The 24,938-nt window shown below is 55.4% G+C and carries 26 protein-coding genes and 1 tRNA gene; 25 read left to right on the top strand and 2 right to left on the bottom strand.

The window, feature by feature from the left end; translation table 11 throughout:
- Positions 1-342 precede the first annotated feature (342 nt).
- From R8G34_06110 to R8G34_06015, 20 genes are all read left to right on the top strand, one after another.
- Positions 343-1,728, top strand: a complete 1,386-nt coding sequence (locus R8G34_06110) for a Glu/Leu/Phe/Val dehydrogenase (protein MDW3222452.1) — start codon at positions 343-345, stop codon at positions 1,726-1,728.
- 71 nt (positions 1,729-1,799) lie between these two features.
- Positions 1,800-2,411 (top strand): DUF6151 family protein, encoded by a 612-nt coding sequence (locus R8G34_06105; GenBank protein ID MDW3222451.1) that lies wholly within the window; start codon positions 1,800-1,802, stop codon positions 2,409-2,411.
- 110 nt (positions 2,412-2,521) lie between these two features.
- The gene (locus R8G34_06100) at positions 2,522-3,775 is read left to right on the top strand and encodes a sarcosine oxidase subunit beta family protein (GenBank protein MDW3222450.1); all 1,254 of its coding nucleotides are present in this window, start codon (positions 2,522-2,524) and stop codon (positions 3,773-3,775) included.
- Between the two features lie 64 nt (positions 3,776-3,839).
- Complete coding sequence (locus tag R8G34_06095; GenBank protein ID MDW3222449.1) at positions 3,840-4,112, top strand: sarcosine oxidase subunit delta; 273 nt, start codon at positions 3,840-3,842, stop codon at positions 4,110-4,112.
- Positions 4,109-7,045, top strand: a complete 2,937-nt coding sequence (locus R8G34_06090) for a sarcosine oxidase subunit alpha family protein (GenBank protein MDW3222448.1) — start codon at positions 4,109-4,111, stop codon at positions 7,043-7,045. The genes R8G34_06095 and R8G34_06090 overlap by 4 nt, the downstream gene beginning before the upstream one ends.
- Positions 7,038-7,583 (top strand): sarcosine oxidase subunit gamma, encoded by a 546-nt coding sequence (locus R8G34_06085; GenBank protein ID MDW3222447.1) that lies wholly within the window; start codon positions 7,038-7,040, stop codon positions 7,581-7,583. Before R8G34_06090 ends, R8G34_06085 begins: the two co-directional genes overlap by 8 nt.
- A gap of 34 nt (positions 7,584-7,617) precedes the next feature.
- Positions 7,618-7,923 carry a hypothetical protein gene (locus tag R8G34_06080; protein ID MDW3222446.1) on the top strand — a complete coding sequence of 102 codons (306 nt, stop codon included), beginning with the start codon at positions 7,618-7,620 and terminating at the stop codon, positions 7,921-7,923.
- A gap of 102 nt (positions 7,924-8,025) precedes the next feature.
- The gene (gene dnaG / locus R8G34_06075; protein ID MDW3222445.1) at positions 8,026-9,996 is read left to right on the top strand and encodes a DNA primase; all 1,971 of its coding nucleotides are present in this window, start codon (positions 8,026-8,028) and stop codon (positions 9,994-9,996) included.
- Between the two features lie 121 nt (positions 9,997-10,117).
- A complete protein-coding gene (rpoD, locus tag R8G34_06070; protein MDW3222444.1) occupies positions 10,118-12,103 on the top strand; it encodes an RNA polymerase sigma factor RpoD in 1,986 nt (661 codons plus the stop codon).
- Positions 12,104-12,110: 7 nt separating this feature from the next.
- Positions 12,111-12,731: a hypothetical protein gene (locus R8G34_06065; protein MDW3222443.1), complete on the top strand. Its 621-nt coding sequence runs from the start codon at positions 12,111-12,113 to the stop codon at positions 12,729-12,731.
- Positions 12,732-12,813: 82 nt separating this feature from the next.
- On the top strand, positions 12,814-13,092 hold the full coding sequence (locus R8G34_06060; protein MDW3222442.1) for an HlyU family transcriptional regulator: 279 nt from the start codon (positions 12,814-12,816) through the stop codon (positions 13,090-13,092).
- A complete protein-coding gene (locus R8G34_06055) occupies positions 13,089-13,511 on the top strand; it encodes a secondary thiamine-phosphate synthase enzyme YjbQ (protein ID MDW3222441.1) in 423 nt (140 codons plus the stop codon). The genes R8G34_06060 and R8G34_06055 overlap by 4 nt, the downstream gene beginning before the upstream one ends.
- A 118-nt stretch (positions 13,512-13,629) precedes the next feature.
- The gene (nrdR, locus tag R8G34_06050; protein ID MDW3222440.1) at positions 13,630-14,097 is read left to right on the top strand and encodes a transcriptional regulator NrdR; all 468 of its coding nucleotides are present in this window, start codon (positions 13,630-13,632) and stop codon (positions 14,095-14,097) included.
- Positions 14,094-15,191 (top strand): bifunctional diaminohydroxyphosphoribosylaminopyrimidine deaminase/5-amino-6-(5-phosphoribosylamino)uracil reductase RibD, encoded by a 1,098-nt coding sequence (gene ribD, locus R8G34_06045; protein ID MDW3222439.1) that lies wholly within the window; start codon positions 14,094-14,096, stop codon positions 15,189-15,191. The genes nrdR and ribD overlap by 4 nt, the downstream gene beginning before the upstream one ends.
- A gap of 293 nt (positions 15,192-15,484) precedes the next feature.
- Positions 15,485-16,084, top strand: a complete 600-nt coding sequence (locus R8G34_06040; protein MDW3222438.1) for a riboflavin synthase — start codon at positions 15,485-15,487, stop codon at positions 16,082-16,084.
- Between the two features lie 74 nt (positions 16,085-16,158).
- A complete protein-coding gene (gene ribB / locus R8G34_06035; GenBank protein MDW3222437.1) occupies positions 16,159-17,283 on the top strand; it encodes a 3,4-dihydroxy-2-butanone-4-phosphate synthase in 1,125 nt (374 codons plus the stop codon).
- Positions 17,284-17,286: 3 nt separating this feature from the next.
- Entirely contained in the window at positions 17,287-17,838 is a 552-nt protein-coding gene (locus R8G34_06030; GenBank protein ID MDW3222436.1) for a 6,7-dimethyl-8-ribityllumazine synthase, read from the top strand.
- Positions 17,835-18,317, top strand: coding sequence for a transcription antitermination factor NusB (nusB, locus tag R8G34_06025; GenBank protein MDW3222435.1), 483 nt, complete (start codon positions 17,835-17,837; stop codon positions 18,315-18,317). The genes R8G34_06030 and nusB overlap by 4 nt, the downstream gene beginning before the upstream one ends.
- A gap of 59 nt (positions 18,318-18,376) precedes the next feature.
- Positions 18,377-18,607 carry a hypothetical protein gene (locus R8G34_06020; protein ID MDW3222434.1) on the top strand — a complete coding sequence of 77 codons (231 nt, stop codon included), beginning with the start codon at positions 18,377-18,379 and terminating at the stop codon, positions 18,605-18,607.
- 549 nt (positions 18,608-19,156) lie between these two features.
- Positions 19,157-19,615 (top strand): MmcB family DNA repair protein, encoded by a 459-nt coding sequence (locus R8G34_06015; GenBank protein MDW3222433.1) that lies wholly within the window; start codon positions 19,157-19,159, stop codon positions 19,613-19,615.
- Here R8G34_06015 and R8G34_06010 read toward each other — a convergent pair.
- Positions 19,612-19,809 (bottom strand): DUF6324 family protein, encoded by a 198-nt coding sequence (locus R8G34_06010; protein ID MDW3222432.1) that lies wholly within the window; start codon positions 19,807-19,809, stop codon positions 19,612-19,614. The genes R8G34_06015 and R8G34_06010 overlap by 4 nt on opposite strands.
- Before the next feature lie 81 nt (positions 19,810-19,890).
- Between R8G34_06010 and R8G34_06005 the strand changes: the two genes are divergently transcribed.
- Both R8G34_06005 and R8G34_06000 read left to right on the top strand, forming a co-directional pair.
- On the top strand, positions 19,891-20,373 hold the full coding sequence (locus R8G34_06005; GenBank protein MDW3222431.1) for a GNAT family N-acetyltransferase: 483 nt from the start codon (positions 19,891-19,893) through the stop codon (positions 20,371-20,373).
- A gap of 43 nt (positions 20,374-20,416) precedes the next feature.
- Positions 20,417-20,493: transfer RNA gene (locus R8G34_06000), tRNA-His, on the top strand.
- Positions 20,494-21,429: 936 nt separating this feature from the next.
- On the opposite strand, the gene R8G34_05995 is transcribed toward R8G34_06000, so the two are convergent.
- Entirely contained in the window at positions 21,430-21,738 is a 309-nt protein-coding gene (locus R8G34_05995) for a DUF6476 family protein (GenBank protein ID MDW3222430.1), read from the bottom strand.
- Here R8G34_05995 and R8G34_05990 point away from each other — a divergent pair.
- The 3 genes from R8G34_05990 (at position 21,737) to R8G34_05980 (ending at position 24,938) form a co-directional block, all read left to right on the top strand.
- On the top strand, positions 21,737-22,765 hold the full coding sequence (locus R8G34_05990; GenBank protein ID MDW3222429.1) for an RluA family pseudouridine synthase: 1,029 nt from the start codon (positions 21,737-21,739) through the stop codon (positions 22,763-22,765). The genes R8G34_05995 and R8G34_05990 overlap by 2 nt on opposite strands.
- 181 nt (positions 22,766-22,946) lie before the next feature.
- Positions 22,947-23,843 carry an RNA polymerase sigma factor RpoH gene (rpoH, locus tag R8G34_05985; protein ID MDW3222428.1) on the top strand — a complete coding sequence of 299 codons (897 nt, stop codon included), beginning with the start codon at positions 22,947-22,949 and terminating at the stop codon, positions 23,841-23,843.
- A gap of 120 nt (positions 23,844-23,963) precedes the next feature.
- Positions 23,964-24,938, top strand: coding sequence for a Gfo/Idh/MocA family oxidoreductase (locus tag R8G34_05980; protein MDW3222427.1), 975 nt, complete (start codon positions 23,964-23,966; stop codon positions 24,936-24,938).

Raw genomic sequence — 24,938 nt, 5'->3', positions numbered from 1 at the left:
ACGCTCTGAAGCAACTTTTGGACATCGCAGTATTTTGTGGCAAAAAACGGGCATAAACGCGCCATAGGCGTGTAAGGCGTTAAAGTTTTAGGTTTTTATCACTGTTTTTTAAGGGTTTTTATCGACGATGCGCAGGGAGCGCGCTGATTGTTTTGTTTCCAAATGCAGGTTTGATTTAGTGGAGTTCATCTCTTTTTCACAAAGCGCCCAAAAAACTGGCAATGCACGTTTCACCGACCTAGGGTGGAATTGTTGTCAAAAGTAGAACACTGATTTTCCAACAGGAGATAGACATTGAACCAGCACAGCAGCGAACCAAGCTTCAGAGAAAGCGTCGACCAGATGTTCAACCGGGCGGTGAGCCTGATGGATCTTTCGCCAGGGCTGGAGGAAAAGATACGCGTCTGCAATGCCACATATACCGTGCGGTTCGGCGTCCGCCTCCGGGGTAAAATCCAAACCTTTACCGGGTATCGTTCAGTGCACTCCGAGCACATGGAACCGGTGAAAGGTGGCATACGGTTTTCGCTGGGTGTCAATCAGGATGAAGTTGAGGCGCTTGCCGCCTTGATGACCTATAAATGCGCGCTCGTAGAAGCACCTTTCGGGGGTTCCAAAGGCGGGCTCTGCGTGGATCCGCGTGAATTTGATGATCATGAAATGGAACAGATTACCCGGCGGTTTGCCTATGAGTTGATCAAGCGGGACCTGATCAACCCAAGCCAAAACGTGCCTGCCCCGGACATGGGAACGGGCGAGCGAGAGATGGCATGGATCGCGGATCAGTACAAACGCATGCACACGACGGACATCAATGGCAATGCCTGTGTAACCGGCAAGCCGCCAAATGCCGGCGGAATTGCCGGCCGCGTGGAAGCCACCGGTCGTGGGGTGCAATATGCATTGCGTGCATTTTTCCGGGATGATGTTGGCGTCAAGAAAGCCGGGATGAGCGGAGATTTGGAGGGCAAACGGGTCATCGTGCAGGGACTGGGCAATGTGGGTTATCACGCGGCAAAGTTCCTGGGCGAAGAAGACGGATGCCTGATTACCGGCATCATCGAACGCGACGGTGCGCTGTTCAACCCGGATGGTCTGGATGTTGATCGTGTGCGCGAATGGATCGCCAAACACGGAGGCATTGCCGGATATTCCGACATGCATATGATCAAAGAGGGTGCCAAGGTCCTGGAAGAGGATTGCGATATTCTGATCCCGGCGGCGCTGGAGGGTGTCATCAACCTGCAGAACGCGGACCGTATTAAGGCCCCCTTGATCATCGAGGCTGCGAACGGACCTGTGACGGCGGGTGCGGATCAGATCCTGCGTGAAAAAGGCGTTGTGATGATCCCGGACATGTATGCAAACGCGGGCGGTGTGACGGTCAGTTATTTCGAGTGGGTCAAAAACCTCAGCCACATTCGATTTGGTCGCATGGGACGGCGGCAGGAAGAATCGCGCCACCAGTTGCTGCTGGATGAGTTGGAGCGACTGAGTAAGGACAAGGAACTTGGCTGGTCGCTGAGCCCGGGGTTCAAAGAGCAATACCTGCGTGGCGCCGGCGAGTTGGAGCTGGTGCGCTCCGGCCTCGATGACACGATGCGCATTGCCTATCAATCCATGGCCGAAGTCTGGCATTCGCGTGACGACGTGGGTGATCTGCGCACCGCCGCCTATCTGGTGGCCATCGACAAGGTAGCGGCGAGCTACCGCGCGAAGGGGTTGTGACGCAGCTTCTGCCGGACTACTGATACTTGGACAAACCGCGCAACAGGTAGTGATGTTGCGCGGTTTTCAACATGAGTGGGGCGGTAAATGGCATGACGACATCCGTGGATTTTGCTTGCAATTGTGGCGCCCTCAAAGGGGTTCTTCATGACGTATCGCCTGCGACCGGATGTCATCTGATCTGCTATTGCAAAGACTGCCGCGCGTTCGCCCGGCACATGGGGCAAACCGACGCGCTTGAGCCAGGGGGCGGCAGCCCTTTGGTTCAAGTGCTTCCAGCCAAGATAGAAGTCACCGAGGGTGCGCAGAACATTGCCTGTATGCGGATGTCGTCCAAAGGCTTGCACCGCTGGTATGCGGCGTGTTGCAAAACGCCACTGGCCAACACGGTGGGAACACCCAAGATGCCTTTGGCAGGGATGTGGCGGCCGCTTTTTGCAAAAACGGATCCCTTTGGGCCGGTCGTTACACTTGGGTTTACCAAAATGGCGCTGCGCGAGGACGGCGGCCCGCGCAAAGACAAAGGGCTTGCGCGGATGATGGGGTCTCTGATCAAGCGGTCGCTGTCGGCCTATATGTCTGGAACTGCGCGTCAAAGCCCGTTTTTTATGCCTGATGGCACGCCAATCGCGCAACCACATGTGGCAACACCAGCAGAGCGCGAAGCAGCTTACAGCGAGTAAAACTCCCATCACCATTTGAGATTCTTTCTGCGACAATATCCGTCGTTAACGGCCATGGAACCCGCGCCACTCTGTTGTTAGGCTCTGCTGAAACGGATGGAGCTTAAGATGTGAAATTTTCTGGTTTACGTGTTCTCAGGGAAGGTCTCACAGGCAACAAAGGCTGGGCGCCCCATTGGCGCAATCCTGAGCCAAAAGCCGAATATGACGCGCTGATCATCGGCGGCGGAGGGCATGGCTTGTCTACCGCTTATTATCTGGCCAAGAACCACGGCTTGACCAATATCGCCGTGCTGGAAAAGGGATACCTCGGCAGCGGCAATATCGGACGCAATACAACGATTGTACGTGCCAATTACTTTTTGCCCGGAAATTCCGAGTTTTACAGCCATTCACTCAGGCTTTGGGAAGGGCTGGAGGCGGATCTCAACTACAACGTGATGCATTCACAGCGCGGGCTGATCAATCTGTTCCACTCTGATGGTCAACGCGATGCCTTTGTGCGACGTGGCAATGCAATGGCCAATCAGGGTGACGATGCGGTTTTGCTGGATCCGGATGGCGTGCGCAAATACCTGCCTTATCTTGATTTCGAAAACACGCGTTTTCCGATCTATGGCGGATTGATGCATCCGCGCGGGGGCACGGCGCGCCATGACGCGGTGGCCTGGGGGTATGCGCGCGGAGCCGATCAACGCGGAGTGGACTTGCTACAGAACTGCGAAGTCACCGGCATCGACATTGAAAATGGCGCGGTCAAAGGCGTGCAGACCAGTCGCGGTGCCATCAGGGCCAAAAAGGTCGCCATTGTCGCCGCGGGGCGCTCCGGGCAGGTGGCCGCCATGGCCGGCATGCGTTTGCCCATCGAAAGTCACGTATTGCAGGCCTTTGTCACTGAGGGTTTGAAGCCGTGCATTGATCATGTGGTCAGTTTTGGCATGGGCCATTTCTATATCAGCCAATCCGACAAGGGCGGTTTGGTTTTCGGGGGCGATCTGGATTTTTACGCCTCCTACGCACAGCGTGGCAACCTTCCGATGGCAGAACACGTGATGGAAGCGGGCATGACGCTGATGCCGATGATCGGTAAAGCCAAGGTCCTGCGCAGTTGGGGGGGCATCATGGATATGACGCCGGATGGTTCACCTATCATCGACGCCACCGATACCCAGGGCTTGTTCCTCAATTGCGGCTGGTGTTACGGCGGATTCAAGGCGGTGCCAGCGTCGGGCTATGCGTTGGCGCATCTTGTGGCAACGGGGCAAAGCCATGAAACGGCTGGGGGGTTCGGTTTGAACCGTTTCCGAACGGGGCGTGGGTTGATTGATGAAGAGGGCACCGGCTCTCAACACAATCTGCACTGATCGAAAAAGCTATGATATCGGTCCGAAAAACTAAAATTTTCCATATAAATAAGGGGATAGCGCCATGAGGCTAAGCTGCCCGATCTGTGGCGAGCGGGATCGCCGGGAGTTTTACTATCAAGGCGATGCCATCGCTTTGCAGCGGCCGGCTCCGGACGCGAGCGATGAAGCTTGGGACAACTACGTGCACTTGCGTGACAACCCCGCGGGACAAACCCGTGATCTGTGGCAGCACGAGGGAGGATGCGGTGCGTGGATCGTCGTAACCCGCAACACAGTGACCCATGAGGTGTTTTCCACGTCGCTTGCCGAAGATGAAGTAAGGGCAAAACCATGAGGATTGACGGAAAGGGTCTGATTGATCGGTCCAAACCAGTGCGCTTTCAATTCGATGACATCGGCGTCACCGGATTCAAAGGCGATACGGTGGCTTCGGCGCTTCTGGCCAAAGGGCAGCGCCTGATGGGGCGGTCGTTCAAGTATCATAGACCGCGTGGCGTTTTGACCGCTGGGAGCGAAGAGCCCAATGCCCTTGTGATGGTGGGTCGTGGAGCCGCACAGGAGCCCAATGTCCGCGCCACAGTGCAAGAGATTTACAATGGTTTAAACGTTCGATCCCAGAACGCATGGCCGTCCTTGAGCCACGATGTGATGGGCATTAATGACTATGTCTGGCCGTTTTTGGGGGCGGGTTTCTATTACAAAACCTTCATGTGGCCGCGCGCTTTTTGGGAAAAGCTCTATGAACCTATCATTCGCCGCGCTGCGGGGCTGGGTGGTTTGAGCGGAGAGCACAATCCCGACAAGTATGAGCGTGCCTATGCGTTCTGCGATGTCCTGATCATCGGGGCCGGGCCAACGGGTCTGATGGCTGCTTTGGTCGCCGGGCGGGCAGGTGCTGATGTTCTGCTCGTGGATGAAGACAGTCTCATGGGTGGGCGTCTAAACAGCGAAACCTACACGATTGATGGGGCGTCGGGGAGCGACTGGGCGACCTCCGCTGTTGCTGAATTGCAAGGTATGGACAATGTCCGCCTGATGACGCGAACCACGGTGACCGGTGCCTATGATCAAGGTACCTATGGCGCATTGGAGCGCATCAATGCCCATCGCCGTGTCCGGGAAGAGGGGGCGGCGCTGGAGTGTTTCTGGCGCATTGCTGCGAAACATACGATCCTTGCGGCGGGCGCCTTGGAACGCCCCGTCGCGTTTGAAAACAATGATCGACCGGGCATCATGACTGCCGGTGCTGTGCGCAGCTATCTCAACCGCTGGGGGGTCAGCCCCGGGAAGCGGGTCGCGGTTTTCGGCAATAACGATGATGCTCATCGCACCGCCGCTGACCTTGTCGCGGCCGGTGTCGAGGTTGCTGCATTGATTGATAGTCGCGCCGAGGCGCCGATCGCTGGAGGGGAGTTCCCGATCCACAAAGGCTGCGTTGCGAGCGGGAGTTCGGGACGTAAGGGGTTGACGTCGGTCACGGTGAAAGGAGCAAACGGCGAGCATCATATTGATGCGGATTGTCTTGCGATATCGGGGGGCTGGAACCCCACAATCCACTTGACCTGTCACATGAATGGGCGTCCGCAATGGTATGAAAATATTGCGAGTTTCGTGCCAACGCGAGGTGCAATACCGGGGCTGCTGGCAGCGGGTGCCTGCAATGGGGAATTCAGTACGTCCGCTTGCCTGAAAGCGGGTGTTGAAGCCGCCAATAGCATCCTAAAAGAACTTGGACTCAAAGTTGCACGGGCTGACGTGCCTGATGCAGAAGACAACGCGTATAATGTATCACCGCTTTGGGCGGTACCAGGCACTGGTCGGGCCTGGCTCGACTTTCAGAACGATGTGACCGTGAAGGACATCGCGCAAGCCGCGCAGGAAAACCTCCGATCTGTCGAGCACATGAAGCGCTATACCACGCAGGGTATGGCAACAGATCAAGGCAAGAATTCCAACGTTGCCGCTCTTGCGGTTTTGGCGGACGCGACCAGGCGCGGGATCCCAGACACCGGCACAACGACGTTTCGCCCGCCCTATGTGCCGATTTCAATTGCGGCGATGGGCGCCGGTGGTCAAGGCGCGGGGTTCGCGCCGCAACGCTACACGACCTCGCATCAGGCCAGCGTCGCGCGTGGCGCACCAATGATCGAAGCCGGGCTGTGGTATCGCCCGAGCTATTTTCCGCGCGCGGGAGAAACTACATGGCGGCATTCCTGTGACCGTGAAGTCGGCCACGTGCGCAACGCGGTAGGCGTCTGTGATGTGTCCACATTGGGCAAGATCGACATTCAGGGACCGGATGCGGCGACATTTCTGGATTTCGTTTACAGCAACACGTTCTCAACGCTGAAACCCGGGCGCGTCCGATATGGATTGATGCTGCGCGAAGACGGGCATGTGATGGATGATGGCACGACTGCGCGCCTTGGGGAGCACCACTATGTGATGACCACCACCACGGCGGCAGCAGGTCCTGTGATGCGTCATCTGGAGTTCGTTCATCAAGCGTTGAAGCCAGAGTTGGATTTGAACTTTGCTTCTGTGACAGAGCAGTGGGCGCAGTTCGCCGTGGCAGGACCCCGGTCGCGTGAGTTGTTGAATGGCCTGCTGTCCGCACCGATTGATAATGAGACATGGCCGTTTATGGCTTGCGGCGCTGTCGAGGTTGCGGGTGTCCGTGGGCGATTGTTCCGCATTTCCTTTTCAGGTGAGCATGCCTACGAGGTCGCGGTTCCAGCGCGTTTTGGCGAAAGCCTGTTCAATGTGCTGGTCGAGCGCGCTGAAAGTTTGGGCGGCGGGGCCTATGGGATGGAAGCGCTCAATGTTTTGCGCATTGAAAAGGGCCACATCACGCATGCCGAAATCCATGGCCGTACCACGGCATTTGATATCGGATTTGCGCGGATGGTCAGCCCAAAGAAAGATTGTATCGGCCAGCGGATGGCCGCGCGCGAAGGCCTGATTGATCCTGAGCGCGCCCAATTGGTGGGGTTGAAGCCAGTCAACAGGGGCGGGGAACTTACCGCTGGAGCGAGCATTTTCAAGCGATCTGAAATGGCGATCCGCGTGAATGATCAAGGCTATGTCACATCTGTTGCATATTCGCCGACGCTTGGCCATTTCATTGCACTGGGGTTTGTGCAGCGCGGGCCCGAACGGATCGGGGAGGTTATGCGTATCGTCGATCACATGAGAGGTGTCGAAACCGAAGTAGAGGTTTGTTCACCGGTGTTTTTTGATCCGGAAGGAGGTAAGACACGTGGTTGAACTTGTTGCCAAAGGCCCCTGTGCGGGCCTGTTGCCGATGAGCGTGGCGGATTTGACCCTAGCCGAGCTGGATCTGGGTCAACTGACGTCAATTGCGCCGTTCTCGGGACAAGAAAACGCAGTCGCGAAGGCTTTGAAAACCGCACATGGGGTTGGCCTCCCACGCCCCAATCGCAGTTCGGACAAAGAGGGCGCGCGCGCAATCTGGTTTGGCCGTGGCGCAATTTTGCTGGCGGGTCCGGCTCCGGATGCAGGACTTGCAAACATCGCCGCGGTTGTTGACCAATCAGACGCATGGGCCTGTGTCACGCTGTCCGGCGAAGGGGCTGAGGACGTGTTGGCGCGCCTTGTGCCTGTGGATTTGCGCGCATCAAAGTTCAAACCTGGACACACGGCGCGGTCGCAGATTGGGCACATGAACGGCTCTATTACGCGCACGGGTGCAGATGTTTTTCTGATCCTCGTTTTTCGCTCAATGGCGTCGACTTTGGTACATGAACTCAAAGAGGCTATGGAAGGGGTCGCTGCACGCGGTTAGAGTGGGCGCAACTAAAGTAATACGGAGACACCAAATGTTGCGATATTCTTTGGCCTGCGCGATTACGCTATTGGCTCAACCGACCTTCGCCCAAAGCGAAAAAGAGATCAGCTGTGGCTATCAGGCGGATGTCGTGGGGGCGATCAAACAGGCGCGCCTTGATCGTGTTTCAGAACGCAAGCTGCGCGAAGAATTGGCCAAAAACGCGACTTGGCCGGAAAAATACAACAACATCATTCCGATCGTTGCGCCGTCCATTTATGAAAAGAAACGCCGCGATCTGCGCAACGAAGACCTTGCAGGGTGGTGGCGCGAACAATGCATGGCGCTTGAGCAATAAGCGTAATTACCGGTGATACAAACAAGGCCTCTGGGCGCTGCGAGGCTTTGAAAAATGCGCTGCCCTATGGACTCTGAAACGGGCAACTACGATATATAACGGATGAGCCTACCACCCGGATTTCTCGACGAATTGCGCACCAGAATGAGCCTGACCCAGGTGGTTGGACGCAAGGTCATGTGGGACCAGCGTAAATCCAATCAGGGAAAAGGCGACATGTGGGCGCCGTGCCCTTTTCATCAGGAAAAATCAGCCAGTTTCCACGTCGATGACCGCAAAGGGTTTTATTACTGCTTTGGCTGCCATGCCAAAGGGGACGCAATATCTTTTGTGCGTGAAACCGAGAATGTCGGGTTTATGGAGGCGGTTGAGATCTTAGCGCGCGAGGCTGGGATGCCAATGCCCGCACGCGACCCACAGGCCCAGCAAAAGGCGGACAAACGCTCGCAACTGGTTGAGGTCATGGAACTGACGGTTCAGTTTTTCAGGCTGCAACTGAACACCGGCGCGGCTTCAGAGGCGCGCGGTTATTTAGAACGTCGCGGCTTGGACGGTGCAACCCTGGAACGCTGGGAAATCGGGTATGCGCCGGATCAGTGGCAGGGGCTCTGGGATCATCTCAAAGGTAAAAACGTCGAAGATCAGTTGATCCTTGATGCGGGACTTGCCAAACCTTCAGCTAAAGGCGGCAAACCCTATGATACGTTTCGCGGACGCATTATGTACCCGATCCGGGATGCGCGCGGACGTGCAATTGCATTTGGCGGTCGCGCGATGGACCCAAATGACAATGCGAAATATCTGAACTCACCTGAAACGGAGCTTTTTGACAAAGGCCGCAGCCTTTACAATCAAGGACCTGCGCGCACGGCAGCCGGCAAGGGGCAACCTTTGATCGTGGCCGAAGGTTATATGGACGTCATCGCGCTGGCCTCCTCTGGATTCGAGGCGGCCGTGGCGCCCTTGGGTACGGCGATTACAGAAAACCAGTTACAGATGCTGTGGCGTATTGCTCCGGAACCGATCATTGCGCTTGATGGGGATACGGCAGGTTTGCGCGCGGCGATGCGTTTGATCGATCTGGCCTTGCCTTTGGTCGAGGCCGGGCAATCCTTGCGGTTTGCGATCATGCCTGCGGGCAAGGATCCGGATGATCTGTTGCGCGAACAAGGGCGCGCCGCGCTGCAAAAGCGTCTGGATGAGGCGATGCCCATGGTCCGGTTGTTGTGGCAGCGCGAGACCGAGGGACGCGTTTTTGACAGCCCTGAACGCAAGGCGGCTTTGGACAAAGCGTTGCGTGACAAAATCATGACGATCAGGGACGCATCGATCCGAAGCCACTATGGGCAGGAAATCAAAGACCTGCGGTGGCAGCTTTTTCGTCCACAGAATACGGCAAGGAAACCGCAGCGAAGCGGCAATTCGGGTAAGTGGACACCCCCGAAGGCGGGGGCCTCACCCACGGCGAAGTCTTCCGTGTTGGCTGCGGCAGAGGAGGCGGATTTCACCGATCACTTGCGCGAAGCGGTTATTCTGGCGGCGCTTTCGACCTGTCCCGAACTGATCGAAACCTACGAGTCCGGCATTGAACAAATGCGCTGTGACGATACGGTGCATTCCGAAATTCGGTTGTTGCTATTGCAACACATGGATCTGGATGCGGCCGCCCTCAGAGACAAAATTTCGGATGCAATGGGGCCGGACGCTCTTGAAATTCTCTTGGCGCAACGCCATGTCGCCCTTGAACCATGCATCCGACAACGCGGTAACGTGGAAATGGCCACCATGACCATCGCCGACTATCTGGCAAAGCTGCAGAGTGCGCGAGGCCTGCGTGTCGAGATTGAGGAAGCCGCTGAAGACAATATGACAAGTGTTGCTGATGAGGGTCTGACATGGCGTTTGTTGGAGGCGAAACGCGCCGCAGACTCGGCGCAGCGGAATGAGGAAAACAGGGGCGGTGATTTTGAAGTTGCTGACAATGGTGCCCTCGTTGACGCGAATCAATTGAAAAAGAGTCGCGGTTTTTTCGAATCAATTGACTTCAAAAAGCGGGGCCGATCTAAGGATTAACCATATTTGAACGGGAAACCTTCAGAAAAAGCAGTTAAGTGGGTGGCCGAATCACCCAAAACCGCTAGATCATCCGTAAGTGATTCGTGCAAGCGAATCGACGAGACCGTTAGGAGCAGCAATGGCCGCCAAAGATAGCAATACCGACGCAAAACCGGACGATCAGGACGCAGGCCATTCTCTCGACATGAGTCAAGCCGCCGTCAAGAAAATGATCGGCGAGGCGCGTGAAAAAGGGTACATCACTTATGACCAGCTCAACACGGTTTTGCCGCCCGATCAGGTAAGTTCCGAACAAATCGAAGATGTGATGTCAATGCTGTCGGAGATGGGCATCAACATCATCGAAGACGAAGACGCCGAGGAAGAGGAAGCCAAGGGCTCCACCGAACTGGCAACTACTGAAGGCACGCGCGAAGTAACGCTTGGTTCCGGTACATCCGAGAAGCTCGACCGTACCGATGATCCGGTCCGCATGTATCTGCGCGAGATGGGTTCCGTTGAGTTGCTGAGCCGCGAAGGCGAAATTGCCATCGCCAAGCGTATCGAGGCGGGTCGCAATACGATGATCGCCGGGCTGTGTGAGAGTCCGCTGACATTTCAGGCCATCACGATCTGGCGCGACGAACTTTTGTCCGAAGACATCCTGTTGCGCGACGTGATTGATCTGGAGGCCACATTTGGCAACCAGATGGACGAAGACGGAGCCGTGGATGAGCCCATCGTGGCGGCAGACGGCAGCGCCGTCAAAAAGGAAGAAGAGGCCAGCCCAGAGTTGGACGCCGATGGCAACCCCATTGCGCAAGATGATGATGATGATGAAGACGAACAGGCCAACATGTCGCTTGCCGCGATGGAGGCCGCGCTCAAACCTCAGGTGCTCGAAGCGCTCGATATCATTGCTGATGACTACGTCAAACTCTCGGAAATGCAGGACAGCCGGATTTCGGCCACGTTGAACGAGGACGGCAGCTTTACAGAAGCGGATGAGGCGCTCTACCAGAAATTGCGGACAGAGATTGTGTTGCTGGTGAATGAACTTCATCTGCATAACAACCGGATCGAAGCGCTGATTGACCAGCTCTACGGCATCAACCGCCGCATCATGCAGATCGACTCTGCGATGGTGAAGCTGGCAGATCAGGCGCGCATCAACCGTCGCGAATTTGTCGACGAATACCGCGGCTATGAGCTTGACCCCAACTGGATGGAGCGGATGGCCGAAAAGGCGGGTCGCGGCTGGCAGATGTTCATCGAACGCTCCTCTGACAAAGTGGAAGAGTTGCGCACGGATATGGCGCAGGTCGGACAATATGTCGGTTTGGATATTTCAGAATTCCGTCGCATTGTTCAGCAGGTTCAGAAGGGCGAAAAAGAAGCCCGTCAGGCCAAGAAAGAAATGGTCGAAGCCAACCTGCGTCTGGTAATTTCGATCGCCAAGAAATACACGAATCGCGGCTTGCAGTTCCTTGATCTCATTCAGGAAGGTAACATCGGTCTGATGAAGGCCGTGGACAAATTCGAATACCGCCGTGGCTATAAATTCTCGACCTATGCCACATGGTGGATCCGGCAGGCGATCACGCGTTCCATTGCGGATCAGGCACGCACGATCCGTATTCCTGTGCACATGATCGAGACGATCAACAAGCTGGTGCGCACGGGCCGTCAGATGCTGCATGAGATTGGCCGCGAGCCGACGCCAGAAGAATTAGCCGAAAAGCTGCAGATGCCGCTTGAGAAGGTCCGAAAGGTGATGAAAATTGCCAAGGAGCCGATCTCGCTCGAAACGCCCATCGGCGACGAGGAAGACAGCCAGCTGGGCGATTTCATCGAGGACAAGAACGCCGTGCTGCCGTTGGACAGCGCCATTCAGGAAAACCTCAAGGAAACCACGACACGGGTGCTGGCGTCGCTCACGCCGCGTGAAGAACGCGTGCTGCGCATGCGGTTCGGGATCGGCATGAACACTGACCACACGCTCGAAGAGGTCGGCCAACAATTTTCTGTGACCCGCGAACGCATCCGCCAGATCGAAGCGAAGGCGCTGCGCAAGCTCAAGCATCCTTCGCGGAGCCGGAAACTCCGTAGTTTCCTAGATCAGTAGCTAAAGCGTGAGCGAGGGCCAGACGTTCCCGGTCTGGATGCGGTGGTCGCTGTGGATCGAGGCCAGCGTCTTTTTTGTGGGCACTGCTGCTTGGTTCGCGATTTTCTTCTTCCCCATCATCCGGTTCGCGGCCAGTAATGAATGGGTGGCGAAAGTTTGGTGGATCGCTGTTCCCTGCTTGTGGTCGCTGGCTTTGCTTCACGTGCTAATGAAATACTCTTTCAAAGAGCAGTACGATGCATTTACCGCTGACCGTTGGAAACGAAAAGGTTGGAAGGGGGACCCGCCGCGCATTTCGGAGACGCCAGCCAAATCCTTGGCAATGTTCCTGGGTGCGGTTTTGGTGATGAGATTTCTTTCAGTCTGCATTTTGGTCATGTGGGTGCCTATGGCGACCACGATTTTTGTGAGGGGCCCGATCACGCACGATTTCACTGTTAAAGCGCTTGATGAAAGAAGTAAGGGTCCCGACGTACTTGAATTTGAAGGGAATTTTAAATTCACAAGTGGCGTTCCGTATCCGCCGGATGAAATCTGGAATTCGGCAAGCCCCGGCGATACGATCCGCCTGTCTGGCACCGGTAACCGCTGGGGCGTTTTCTACGACGAGATTGAACTGATTAATTAGGTATGATGGCACGCACCGGCATCCCGCTTTCAAGTTGTCACCTGCCGCGTTAGGTTAATTCAAAAGGAACAGGGGAACGCCAATGTCATTTCTCAAGAAACTTTTCGGCGGTGGGGGCAGTGCGCCGGAAACCAAAGCGGTAACCGAAACCTATGAAGGTTACCGCATTACCGCCAAGCCGATTTCGGAAGGCAGTACGTTTCGCGTCTGCGCAACGATCGAAAAAGACGTTGAGGGCGAAACGCTTAGTCACGAGTTGATACGCGCCGATACCGTGCAGGGTTTTGAGGATGCGCAGGCGGCCTGTTTCCGCAAGGCCAAGCAAGTTATCGATGAACAGGGTGATAGGTTGTTTCGGTGACATCTGCCCTCCCCGATGAGATCACCATTTCAACACAAGGGCCGGGGCTTTATGAAGTTACCGATCAGATCACACACCTTACAGGCTCGGGTCTGCTCACGCTCTTCATCCGCCATACCTCGGCGAGCCTGCTCATTCAGGAAAACGCAGACCCTGAGGTGCAGATTGACCTGACAAACTTCTTTGCGCGTCTGGTGCCACCATCCTCGCATCCGGCGATGTCCTACCTGACCCATACTTATGAGGGACCGGACGACATGCCCGCCCATATCAAGGCGGCCCTTTTACCCACACATCTCTCGATCCCAGTGAGAGACGGCCGGTTGGCGCTTGGCAGATGGCAGGGCATTTTCCTGTTTGAGCATCGCACAGAGGCGTATCAGCGTCACATCGCAGTGTCTTTTCTCGGCAACGGTTGATCTACCACATCTGGGCGCGCATTTCCCCCCTACCCAAAACCTAGCCGCTCCCCTATAAGTATGCCCAAGTGGGGCGATGATCCCACAAAAGAGGCGGATAAAAGAAGGGGGACGGCCCATGCGCTGCCCGTTTTGCGGAAACATTGACACCCAGGTGAAAGACAGCCGCCCGGCAGAGGATCATGTTTCGATCCGTCGCCGCCGTTTTTGTCCGGCCTGCGGCGGGCGGTTCACAACCTATGAGCGTGTGCAATTGCGCGATCTGGTCGTGATCAAATCCAACGGTAAGCGCGAAGACTTTGACCGGGACAAGCTTGAACGCTCGATCCGTATTTCCATGCAAAAACGCCCGATTGATCCTGAACGCATCGACCAGATGATTTCCGGCATCGTGCGCCGCCTCGAGAGCATGGGTGAAACCGATATCGGATCGAAACAAATCGGCGAGATCGTGATGGAGGCCTTGGCGCGGATTGATACCGTCGCTTATGTGCGTTTTGCCAGCGTTTATAAGAACTTTCAGGCGGCAGATGATTTTGACAAATTTGTCAGTGAATTGCGCCCAGACGTTCCACCAGAAGAGTGAATGACCCGCAACGTTTTATGGCGCTTGCGTTATCCTTAGGCAGGCGCGGGCAGGGACGTACTTGGCCGAACCCGTCTGTGGGTTGCGTGATCACCAAACAGGGGCGCATTGTGGGTCGGGGCTGGACGCAACCGGGCGGGCGTCCGCACGCTGAAACACAAGCGCTTTTGCAGGCAGGTGAGGCCGCCCGTGGGTCGGATGTATTCGTGTCATTGGAACCTTGTGCGCATCACGGCAAAACGCCGCCTTGTGCGCAGGCTTTAATTGATGCTGAGGTTGCGGCGGTTCATGTGGCGACGCTTGACAGTGACCCGAGGGTCAGTGGGCGGGGTTGCGACATGTTGCGTGCTGCCGGGATAGCCGTGCATACAGGTGTGCTGGAAGCGGAAGCCCGCGCATCAAATGCGGGGTTTTTCACTCGAATTGAGCGCAACCGTCCGTGGGTCACGCTAAAATTAGCGAGCAGCTTTGATGGCCGGATTGCCACTGCAACGGGTGAAAGCCAGTGGATCACTGGCGCTGCTGCGCGTCGTCACGTCCATATGCTGCGCGCACGTCATGATGCGGTGATGGTCGGGGGCGGGACTGCCCGACAAGATGATCCGAGCCTGACCGTACGCGGGCTTGGGACGGATTGGCAACCAACGCGTATTGTGGTCAGCCGCCGTCTGGATCTGCCACTGATGGGAGTACTGGCCAGGACCGCGCAGGACGTGCCGGTGATCCTGTGCCATGGCAGTGATGCGGACCCGACGCTGGTCCGAACGTGGGAAGATCTGGGCGCGCATCTGCTTTCTTGTGGGCTCAGCGGCAACCAATTGGATCCGGCCGATGTGTTGAAGCAACTTGCGGGTCACGGGGTGACGCGCATTTTTTGTGAAGGCGGCAGTGCTTTGGCCGCCAGCCTCATAGAGGCGGACCTGGTTGATCAAATGGTAGGATACACGGCGGGGTTGACCCTAGGCGCTGAAGGCTTGCCGTCCGTCGGGGCTCTGGGCATCAGTCACCTGCGCAATGCTGCGCGTTATTCACTTGTTGACTGCAAACCAATTGGCAAGGATGTCCTTCACATCTGGCACCGGATGGGCGGCTGATCCAGTTCCGTGCTTGCAAGCAAAAAATGGTGTGATCCGCAGGTTGGTGCCCGTGTTTTGCGTTTGATCACTCCGGCTATCGTGATTGAATGACCAGATTGCGTGAAGCCGAGCTCCATACACAATAATGATTGCGCAGAGTCATTGTCCCGCAAACCATGAGTTTCTGGTTGCTGCGTGTTCAAATTTGCTACGATGTGTTCTGAGCCTTTCTCATCCCGGCCGACAACTGGGTCTTGTCAGCAATTTCATGCGAGGCTAGTTCATGGGCAAGGATGCAAGAAGGATTGACCATGTTCACAGGCATTATCACCGACATCGGCACGATTACTTCTTTGGTGCAGGAGGGCGATTTACGCGTCCGGATCAAAACCTCTTACGATACCAAAGGCATCGACATGGGCGCTTCCATCGCATCGGATGGGGTGTGCCTGACCGTCGTGGACCTGGGCGCGGATTGGTACGAAGTTCAAGTCAGTGCAGAAACCGTGGAGAAAACCAATATCGGGCGCAGCAACTGGTCACAGGGCAAACGCGTCAATCTCGAACGTGCCTTGCGGGTTGGGGATGAATTGGGGGGCCATATCGTCTCCGGACACGTCGATGGTGTTGCCGAAGTTGTATCCGTGCTTGACGAAGGCGACAGCACCCGAGTGACGCTGCGCGCACCGGAGGCATTGGCGCGCTTCATTGCCCCCAAAGGATCTGTTGCATTGAACGGTACGTCTTTGACGGTCAACGATGTCTCCGGCACGGATTTCGGGATTAACTTCATTCCCCACACCAAGACCGTCACCACATGGGGCGACGTTGCGGTTGGTGATCTGGTCAATTTGGAGATCGACACTCTGGCGCGTTACGTTGCGCGCCTTGCCGAAATGCCCGCGCATTGAGCATGCCGCAGATCTGGTCAATGATGTTTGGCTGAGGTATGAGCCAGCCAAGCTGAATGAAAGGCATGTGCGCGATGAGTTTTGAAACGCCGGGACCGGTAGAAATAGACCTGAGCACAAGCATCTCAGGAATTTCAGAGATCATTGAGGACGCCCGCAACGGACGCATGTTCATTCTGGTGGATCATGAGGATCGTGAAAACGAGGGTGATCTGGTAATCCCGGCGCAGTTTGCCGATGCTGACGCGATCAACTTCATGGCGACTTACGGGCGCGGTCTGATCTGCATGCCGCTCACGGCAGAGCGTATTGAGACACTGGGTTTGCCGATGATGGCGGTGAATAACTCTTCGCGTCATGAAACGGCTTTTACGGTGTCTGTCGAAGCGCGCGAGGGCGTTAGTACCGGGATATCTGCCGCGGATCGCGCGTTGACCGTTGCTGTTGCCATCGATCAGGACAAGGGGCAGGCGGATATCGCCACACCGGGCCATGTCTTTCCTTTGCGCGCCCGGCAAGGGGGTGTTCTGGTGCGGGCGGGACATACGGAGGCGGCAGTGGACATCAGTCGTTTGGCCGGGCTGCATCCGTCTGGCGTAATCTGTGAAATAATGAAGCCGGATGGCGAGATGGCGCGCTTGCCCGACTTGGTGGATTTTGCCAAAGCCCATGGTCTGAAAATTGGCACGATCAGCGATCTGATCGCCTACCGCCTCAAGCATGACAACCTTTTGCGCCTGCGCAGTGAGCGGACTGTGACATCGGCATACGGTGGCGAATGGCTGATGCGAGTCTTCGCCGATGAGATCACCGGGACTGATCATGTGATGCTGTCCAAGGGCGACCTGGCAACGGGCGCACCGGTTCTGGTAAGAACCCACGCGCTCAACGCGCTTGAAGATGTGTTGGGGTTGGGGCCCAGCCCGGCGGATGAACTGCCCCGCGCGATGCAAATCATCGCAGAGGAAGGCAGAGGTGCGGTGCTTCTGTTTCGGGAACCGCACCCAAAACTGCGCCTTGAAGGAGATGAAGACGAAGGTCCTCGCACCATCAAACGAACTGGGGTGGGGGCGCAGATCATGTCAACACTCGGGCTCAGCGATCTGATTTTGCTGACGGACAGCCCGCAAACCAAATACCTTGGGCTTGAAGCTTATAACCTGACCATCGTGGGCACGCGCCCGATCACCAAGGAATAGACCATGGCCACAGCCGAACAACACTATGTCCTGCCCCGCCCTGAATTTGACAAACCGGTCAAGATCCTGATCGTGGTTGCGCCTTATTACAGGGACATTGCCGATAATCTGGTTGCGGGCGCGCAGGCGGAGATCGAAGCCGCGGGCGGCACATGGGAGTTAGTTGAAATGCCCGGCGCCCTGGAAGTGCCCACCGCGATTGGCATCGCGGACCGGCGCAGCAATTTTGATGGCTACGTGGCGTTGGGATGTGTGATCCGTGGCGAGACAACGCATTACGAAACCGTGTGCAATGACAGCAGCCGCGCTTTGCAATTGCTGGGCCTTCAGGGGTTGTGCGTCGGCAATGGCATATTGACCGTGGAAAACCGCGCCCAAGCCGAAGTACGCGCCGAAACAGGCGGCCAGAACAAAGGTGGCGGCGCGGCGGCCGCAGCCTTGCATCTGGTGGCGATGGCCCGTAAGTGGGCCTCCCAATCCAAAGGCATCGGATTCAAGCCAACAGGGCAGGATATTCTGATCGCCAGTTCAAAGGACGGATCCACAATCGCATGACATCACTGCACGGCAATCTCTCTGGCAATCAACGCCGAAAAATGAAATCGGCGGCGCGCCTTTACGCAGTACAGGCGTTGTTCCAGATGGAACATTCAGCGCAAACCGTTGATGTGGTGCGCGCCGAGTTTCTCGATCACCGGTTTGGGGCCACCTATGACGGTAACGAAATGCAGGACGGGGACATCGACCTCTTTGCCCTCATACTTGACGGTGCCGTGAATTATCAGGCTCCCATCGACCAGATGACGGATCGCGCACTTGTGGTGAAATGGCCGTTGAAGCGCATTGATCCTACATTGCGGGCTTTATTCCGTGCAGCAGGCGCAGAGTTGAATGACAAGAAAGCCCCGCCCAGGGTCGTCATTAGCGAATATGTTGACGTGGCGCGGGCGTTCTTCCCAGATGGTAAAGAACCGCAATTCGTGAATGCGGTACTGGATCACATGGCGCGCGAAGCCCAGCCCGAGGCGTTTTGAAGCATTTGCATCGCGCTTGTGTTGGGCTATTTTTATACCAACAGCGCGATAGGTATCTCATGCCACGGATTTTCCGATTATACATCTCCAGTGCAATCATCGGTTTTGCGGTTTCCGCAGTGTTTGTTGCAATGATCATTGGATTCAATGTGGTGAACTTGCGCCATCTGATTTTCACATCAGACATCGGGGTACTTGCAACCTTGGCGTTCTGGATTCTGAATGGCATTGTTTTTTCAGGCGTGCAATTCGCTTATTCCATGGCGCAGCTCGCCAAGAAATCCGATTGATGTCCTGTGGAATATTGCGGTTTTCTGTCGGTTTGTTTACCTAAATTTCAGATTTACGGAATCTTAAGCCCATTTGTTGACAGTACCCTATGGACTTTTGGCATTCAGATGCCATCTTACATATGAGGAGAGCGAAAATGATTGATACCATCCTGCAAATAATCCGAAGTTTGTTTTCTCAGCCGCAGCACGAAGCATTGCTCATCCCTGTGCGCGCCGACGATGAGCGGAAACAACCGTTCCGCCGCTGATACGGACTTTTTTTGAATGAGCTGACGGGTTCGGTGTGACGGGCCCGTTGCAACCGTTTTGGTTCTATATTCCCGAGGACCTGTATATACAGGTGGGCGCCAGGTAACCAGGCCAGGGCCAGGACAGAGCCAGCTCCCTCGGATTTGCTTAAGGCCACTGGAACGTAACCAATCACGCGAAGAGCAGAACCCGCCACTCAGCTTATGTAGGTCGACAAGTCACGATCGACAAGAGGCAAACTGCCCGACGTCACCGAATAGGCTTGCATGATGTTCTTGAAATGTTCATATCTGCAGTATGCTACAAAGTGACGTTAAGACATTCCAACCCGGACAGTTGATTGCGCGCGGAGTAGCACGCTGTTTGGCGGAGCACGGTTTCGTCAGCGTCGAGGAACTCGTGCCAGCGCGCCATTTGCGTGTTGATGTGATCGGATTGGGGCCAAAAGCCGAGATTTGGATCGTAGAATGCAAATCCAGTCGCGCAGATTATCAATCAGATCATAAGTGGCAGGGGTATCTGGAATGGTGCGACCGCTTTTTCTGGGCTGTCGATTCGGATTTTCCAACCGAACTGTTACCTGCGGAGACCGGTCTGATCATAGGTGATGCCTATGGTGCGGAAATCATACGCACGGGGCCAGAGCAAAAATTGGCCGCCGCGCGCCGCAAGAGCATGGTTCAGAAAATTGCGAACACGGCGGCGCGACGCCTGCACATGTTGCGTGACCCTGAGTGCGGCGCGATCTGGGGTTAGCGGCGGCCACCTTGCATGGACCGGGCACGATTTGCCGCCGCGGCGATTTCTTCGGCAATCTCGTCCGCATCATCGGGGGAAAAATCCATTGGAATTTCCGCACCTCCTGCCTCGACATAAATGCGCACCATACCCTTGTCTGTCGGGCCGATTTGCAGATTGGCTTCAATGTCGCGTTCGGTATCAATGCCCATGTCTGCTCTCCGGAATAAATTGGCCGCATGGCTAACGCGGACAGGCTTGAAACGCAAGCTGACATGCGCTTTTCTGTGAGTATGGATCAGGTTCGCATTCGCAGTTTTACCGCCGAGGACCGGGACTGGTTGGTCGAGCAGCACGGCAGTCTCTATGCAAAGAACGACGGGTTTGACGCCAGCTTTGGTGTGCTTGTGGGAGAAATCCTTGATGCATTTGTATTAGGACATAACCCCGAGCGGGAAAAAGGCTGGATTGCCGAGGATGAAGGCGCACGGTTGGGATCTATTTTTTGCGTCGGGCTGACGGCCACGACGGCGAAGCTGCGCTTGTTCTTACTGGTTCCCGAGGCACGTGGTCAGAGATTGGGCAAACGCCTTCTGATGACCTGTATGGGCTTTGCCAAAGATCACGGTTACACCGATATGCAATTGTGGACTCATGAAAGTCATTCAGCGGCCTGCGCGCTGTATCGTTCGGTCGGATGGCGCATGATCAGTAGCAAACCAGTGCATTCTTTCGGTCAGGATTTGGTGGAGCAGAGCTGGACCTATCGGTTCTAACCCTCTTGCAATCTGCGATCCGGGCCGCTAAATCCACATCAGTGCCGCCTTAGCTCAGTAGGTTAGAGCGCCTGATTGTGGATCAGGAGGTCCCCCGTTCAAGCCGGGGAGGTGGTACCATTAAACCTCAAGAAAAGTGGCATCTTAGGGTTTTTTTTAGCCACTTTTTGTCAGAATTAGTTTCTTTTACCTCCTGATCTTTTATCGGGAGGTCTAAAAAGATAAACAATTCCAGGTAGTTGGGAGAGGCTAAACTGGCCTCTTTTTCAGAAGAGACTAAGAATGGGACTTATCCACAGGGTGTGGTCGCAGGATTTTGGGTTTGTGGCACCATGAGGTCACATGGAATTCAATGAAAAGCTAAACATTCTAAAAGCCAACTGCGCAAAGCACATCAGTAAGGAAAATTAACGTTGGTTGGGACGAGGCCATGTCAGGATGTTGGTTGAAGCAAGGGAAGCTCAAATTAAGCTTCTGTTTGGAGAGCACAATCTGACATATGAGACGATGCTAGCAAACAGGTCCGTGCTGTCCATTGAACAACATGGTAATCATGACGACGTTGTTTTGGCCAAGGTCTCAGGGGCTCGACCACTTCCGAAGTTGGCTACTGAATTACTCGACCCACTACCCAAGTGCGGTACCTGACCCTAGTACAAACATACCAACGGTCGCACCAGTAGCTAGCGTAGCGAGTAGTAACTCATAACCTCTCAGTCGAACTACTGTACTGGTGACAATCTCTTTACCGTCCCAGTACAGCTTTTGATCCTTCTCATGAATGCCAAGAAATGTGAGGCCTTCCAAAGAAATCGCGTAGCCTCCGGTGGGCCAGTCTGCGTGTCGCTCCTTAGACAGCGCTTTCCTTCATAAGTCAGCCCAGTCCACACTCTGCTCCATAACAAACTCTTTTTCTCACTCTAACTCGGTGACTAGTCTGCCACGAGCCCCTATAAAGCTAAGCAAAGACAATGGCTCGCAGGACAAAGTCGCTGATTGTGGATAAGGGGACCCGCCGTTCACGTCGGGGAGGTGGTACTACCCGGCTATCTTATTTTACTCGATCTGGATGCTTTGGCGCAAACCGCCGGTGATCCGATCAAAGATCAAAATTTCATCTGCATCCGTTACAATCGCAAACCAATCAGGGCCTTGTGTGAACGAAATGGCTGTCGCACCCCCTGGTAGTTCAATTTCTGCCGGTAATTTGGGGGGGGCATCGTTGAAGCGGATGACAATCAACGCAATGATCAGTAGAAGACCGCCAATCATCGTCGCTGTCAGCAAGGTCACCAACCGCCGTAAAAACCGCAGATTCGCGGGTTCGGCAGTTTCTTCCTCAGGTTTTACGTCGGGATTTTCCATGCCGTTTCGTTACATCCAATTCGCCATTAACGACACACCGCCGCCGCGCCTTGATAAGGCGCTTGCGCGTGATGTGCCAGTGGAGGCTGCACTATCGCGGACACGCTTGGGTCGATTGATCGCAGAGGGCGCGGTGACTGTCGGCGGGGATGTGGTGACAGATCCACGCGCACGCATTGCAGCTGGCGCGGAAGTATCGATCAAGGTCGAGGAGGCGCAGGATAGTCATATTCTTCCTGAGGATTTTCCTCTTGAGATCATATTCGAGGATGACGACCTTATAGTCCTCAATAAACCGGCTGGCATGGTCGTGCACCCAGCGCCCGGTACGCCGTCAGGGACATTGGTGAATGCGCTTTTGGCGCATTGTGGTGATGATCTTTCCGGCGTGGGCGGGGTGAAGCGCCCTGGCATTGTGCACCGGATTGACAAGGAGACGTCTGGTTTGCTCGTCGTGGCCAAATCGGATGCCGCACACCATGGGTTGGCAGGGCAATTCGAAGCCCATACCGTGGAGCGATATTACCGCGCGTTGGTCTATGGCGTCCCGGATGCAAACGATCCCCGCTTGCGCGGCGTCAAAGGCACGAATTTCGAGTCTGGTAACATCCTGAAAATCACGACACAGCTGGCCCGGCACAAGACTGACCGGCAACGTCAGGCGGTCCTGTTCCATGGCGGTCGCCATGCCGTCACACGGGCGCGCACGATCGAACGGTTTGGTGTCCCACCCGTTCTTGCCCTCATGGAATGCTGGCTGGAGACGGGGCGCACGCACCAGATACGGGTGCATATGGCACATGCGGGGCACGGGTTGGTTGGGGATCCAACTTATGGGGGAAAACGAAAACTCGCGGCCAAGGCGCTGCCTGACGCAGCTTCAGAGGCTGTGCGCGCTTTTTCACGGCAAGCTTTGCATGCGGCAGTTTTGGGGTTTGATCACCCTGTTAGTGGGGAAAAAGTGCGGTTTGAAGCACCTCTTCCAGCTGACATGACCAGGTTGCTCGATGTTTTGCGTAGTGTATGACATAAATCGCAAGCCTGCGTGAACGCACTGACATGTGAAGCGTTAACCCTGGCGCGGCATGTCAAACCTTCATTAATCGAACACTTGTACTGGTTCTGTTAAGATTTTCACGGTCCCAGACTTGAACCGATCAGTTTAGATACCATATCTATGTTAAGCCCTTAAACATTGGGAGGCGCTCATGGCTAATTATGCAAATCTACCGGCCCCAACACCGGAAGGCGGATTGAACCGCTACATGCAGGAGATTCGGAAGTTTCCACTTCTGGAACCCGAAGAAGAATACATGCTGGCGAAAGCCTGGGTCGAAAAGGAAGACACCGCAGCGGCGCACCGCATGGTCACGTCGCACCTGCGCCTGGCCGCAAAAATTGCAATGGGGTATCGTGGGTATGGCTTACCGCAAGCCGAGGTCATCTCGGAGGCCAATGTGGGCCTGATGCAGGCCGTAAAACGGTTTGACCCGGAAAAAGGATTCCGACTGGCCACTTATGCAATGTGGTGGATCCGTGCCTCTATTCAGGAATATATCCTGCGTTCCTGGAGCCTCGTGAAGCTTGGCACGACGTCTGGTCAAAAGAAGCTGTTCTTCAATTTGCGCAAGGCCAAGAATAAAATTGGCGCGTTGGAAGAAGGCGACATGCGTCCGGAAAACGTCGCGCGGATCGCAACGGATCTGGGCGTGACCGAAGCAGAGGTCATTTCCATGAATCGTCGCATGTCTGGTGGCGACGCCTCTCTGAATGCAACCGTCGGCTCTGAGGGCGAAGGGACCATGCAGTGGCAGGATTGGCTTGAAGACGAAGAAGCAGATCAGGCAGGCGATTATGAAGCGCGCAACGAACTTGAGGCGCGGCGCGAGTTGCTGGCTGATGCGATGACAGTGCTGAATGACCGTGAGAAGGACATTCTGACGCAACGCCGATTGTCCGACAAAACAGTGACGCTTGAAGATCTGAGCGCGGAATATGACGTGAGCCGCGAACGGATCCGCCAGATCGAAGTGCGGGCATTCGAAAAGCTGCAAAAGAAAATGCGCGATCTGGCAAAAGAAAAAGGTATGATGGCCTCGGCCTGACCAATTTAGATCCCCGCAGACAATCGTCGTGCGGGGATTTTTCGTATCTTATCGAGATTCTGCTATTCGCTCCCGATTGTGCTTGCGCTAACGTGTTCCAAATTGGGGGAGGGCGGATAAATGAAACCATTGCGTTGGGGTATTCTGGGAGCATCGAATTTTGCAGCGAACTTCATGGGGCCTGCAATCCACGCGGCCAAGGGCGCTCAACTGGTTGCTCTTGCCACGTCGTCGCCTGAAAAAGCTGAAGCGTTTCAGGCTTTTGCACCCGGGCTGACCATACATGGCGATTACGACGCGCTTTTGGCGGATGAAACGGTTGATGCGGTCTACATCCCACTGCCAAACCATTTGCATGTCGCCTGGTCGATCAAAGCGCTCGAAGCTGGCAAACATGTGCTGTGCGAAAAACCGATGACCTTGCAGGCAGATGAATTTGATCGCCTGATCGCGGCGCGTGACGCCTCCGGACTGTTGGCGGCTGAGGCATTTATGATCGTGCATCATCCGCAATTCCTGCGCGCCAAGGAACTCGTGGACGCAGGTGCGATCGGTACGCTGCGCCACGTGGACGCGGTTTTTTCATATTTCAACGCGGATCAGGGCAATATCCGCAACCAGTCTGCCGCGGGGGGCGGGGGACTGCCAGATATTGGCGTCTATACGTTTGGATCCGTCAGATTTGTCACGGGACAAGAGCCGCAATCGATACCTTTCGCGCATATCGACTATGAAAACGGCGTGGACACATTTGTGCAGATGGCCGCAAAATTCCCTGATTTTACCTATTCAGCTGTGATTTCTATGCGCCTGTTTAACCGTCAGGAGGTTGTTTTTCATGGGGATGAGGGGGTGTTACGCATGACATGTCCGTTCAATGCTGCCGTGCATGATCAGGCAGAATTGTGCCTTGAAACCTCGGGACAAAAGCGGATCGTAGAGCGCTTTCCCGGTGTAAACCACTACGTCTTGCAGGTCGAAGCCTTTGCCACGTCCGCGCGTGATGGCGTGCCCTACGCGTGCCCGCTGGAGTTCAGCAAAGGCACGCAGAGGATGATGGACATGACGTTTCAAGCAGGGGGAGCGCCCGCCTAA

This window comes from Paracoccaceae bacterium (genome assembly GCA_033344815.1).
Taxonomy (GTDB): domain Bacteria; phylum Pseudomonadota; class Alphaproteobacteria; order Rhodobacterales; family Rhodobacteraceae; genus Roseobacter.
The sequence above is the reverse complement of the archived record's forward strand: the minus strand, read 5'-3'. Positions and strand labels throughout refer to the sequence as shown.

Coding starts and splice junctions, on each gene's coding strand:
- R8G34_06010 (MDW3222432.1), bottom strand. CDS start 19,809: ATGGGCATTGATACCGAACGCGACATTGAAGCCAATCTGCAAATCGGC.
- R8G34_05995 (MDW3222430.1), bottom strand. CDS start 21,738: ATGGAAAATCCCGACGTAAAACCTGAGGAAGAAACTGCCGAACCCGCG.
- R8G34_06005 (MDW3222431.1), top strand. CDS start 19,891: ATGGATCAGGTTCGCATTCGCAGTTTTACCGCCGAGGACCGGGACTGG.
- R8G34_05980 (MDW3222427.1), top strand. CDS start 23,964: ATGAAACCATTGCGTTGGGGTATTCTGGGAGCATCGAATTTTGCAGCG.
- rpoD (MDW3222444.1), top strand. CDS start 10,118: ATGGCCGCCAAAGATAGCAATACCGACGCAAAACCGGACGATCAGGAC.
- R8G34_06110 (MDW3222452.1), top strand. CDS start 343: ATGTTCAACCGGGCGGTGAGCCTGATGGATCTTTCGCCAGGGCTGGAG.
- R8G34_06015 (MDW3222433.1), top strand. CDS start 19,157: ATGCTACAAAGTGACGTTAAGACATTCCAACCCGGACAGTTGATTGCG.
- R8G34_06105 (MDW3222451.1), top strand. CDS start 1,800: ATGAGTGGGGCGGTAAATGGCATGACGACATCCGTGGATTTTGCTTGC.
- nusB (MDW3222435.1), top strand. CDS start 17,835: ATGACATCACTGCACGGCAATCTCTCTGGCAATCAACGCCGAAAAATG.
- R8G34_05990 (MDW3222429.1), top strand. CDS start 21,737: ATGCCGTTTCGTTACATCCAATTCGCCATTAACGACACACCGCCGCCG.
- rpoH (MDW3222428.1), top strand. CDS start 22,947: ATGGCTAATTATGCAAATCTACCGGCCCCAACACCGGAAGGCGGATTG.
- R8G34_06030 (MDW3222436.1), top strand. CDS start 17,287: ATGGCCACAGCCGAACAACACTATGTCCTGCCCCGCCCTGAATTTGAC.
- R8G34_06060 (MDW3222442.1), top strand. CDS start 12,814: ATGTCATTTCTCAAGAAACTTTTCGGCGGTGGGGGCAGTGCGCCGGAA.
- R8G34_06020 (MDW3222434.1), top strand. CDS start 18,377: ATGCCACGGATTTTCCGATTATACATCTCCAGTGCAATCATCGGTTTT.
- dnaG (MDW3222445.1), top strand. CDS start 8,026: ATGAGCCTACCACCCGGATTTCTCGACGAATTGCGCACCAGAATGAGC.
- R8G34_06080 (MDW3222446.1), top strand. CDS start 7,618: ATGTTGCGATATTCTTTGGCCTGCGCGATTACGCTATTGGCTCAACCG.
- ribB (MDW3222437.1), top strand. CDS start 16,159: ATGAGTTTTGAAACGCCGGGACCGGTAGAAATAGACCTGAGCACAAGC.
- nrdR (MDW3222440.1), top strand. CDS start 13,630: ATGCGCTGCCCGTTTTGCGGAAACATTGACACCCAGGTGAAAGACAGC.
- R8G34_06090 (MDW3222448.1), top strand. CDS start 4,109: ATGAGGATTGACGGAAAGGGTCTGATTGATCGGTCCAAACCAGTGCGC.
- R8G34_06095 (MDW3222449.1), top strand. CDS start 3,840: ATGAGGCTAAGCTGCCCGATCTGTGGCGAGCGGGATCGCCGGGAGTTT.
- R8G34_06040 (MDW3222438.1), top strand. CDS start 15,485: ATGTTCACAGGCATTATCACCGACATCGGCACGATTACTTCTTTGGTG.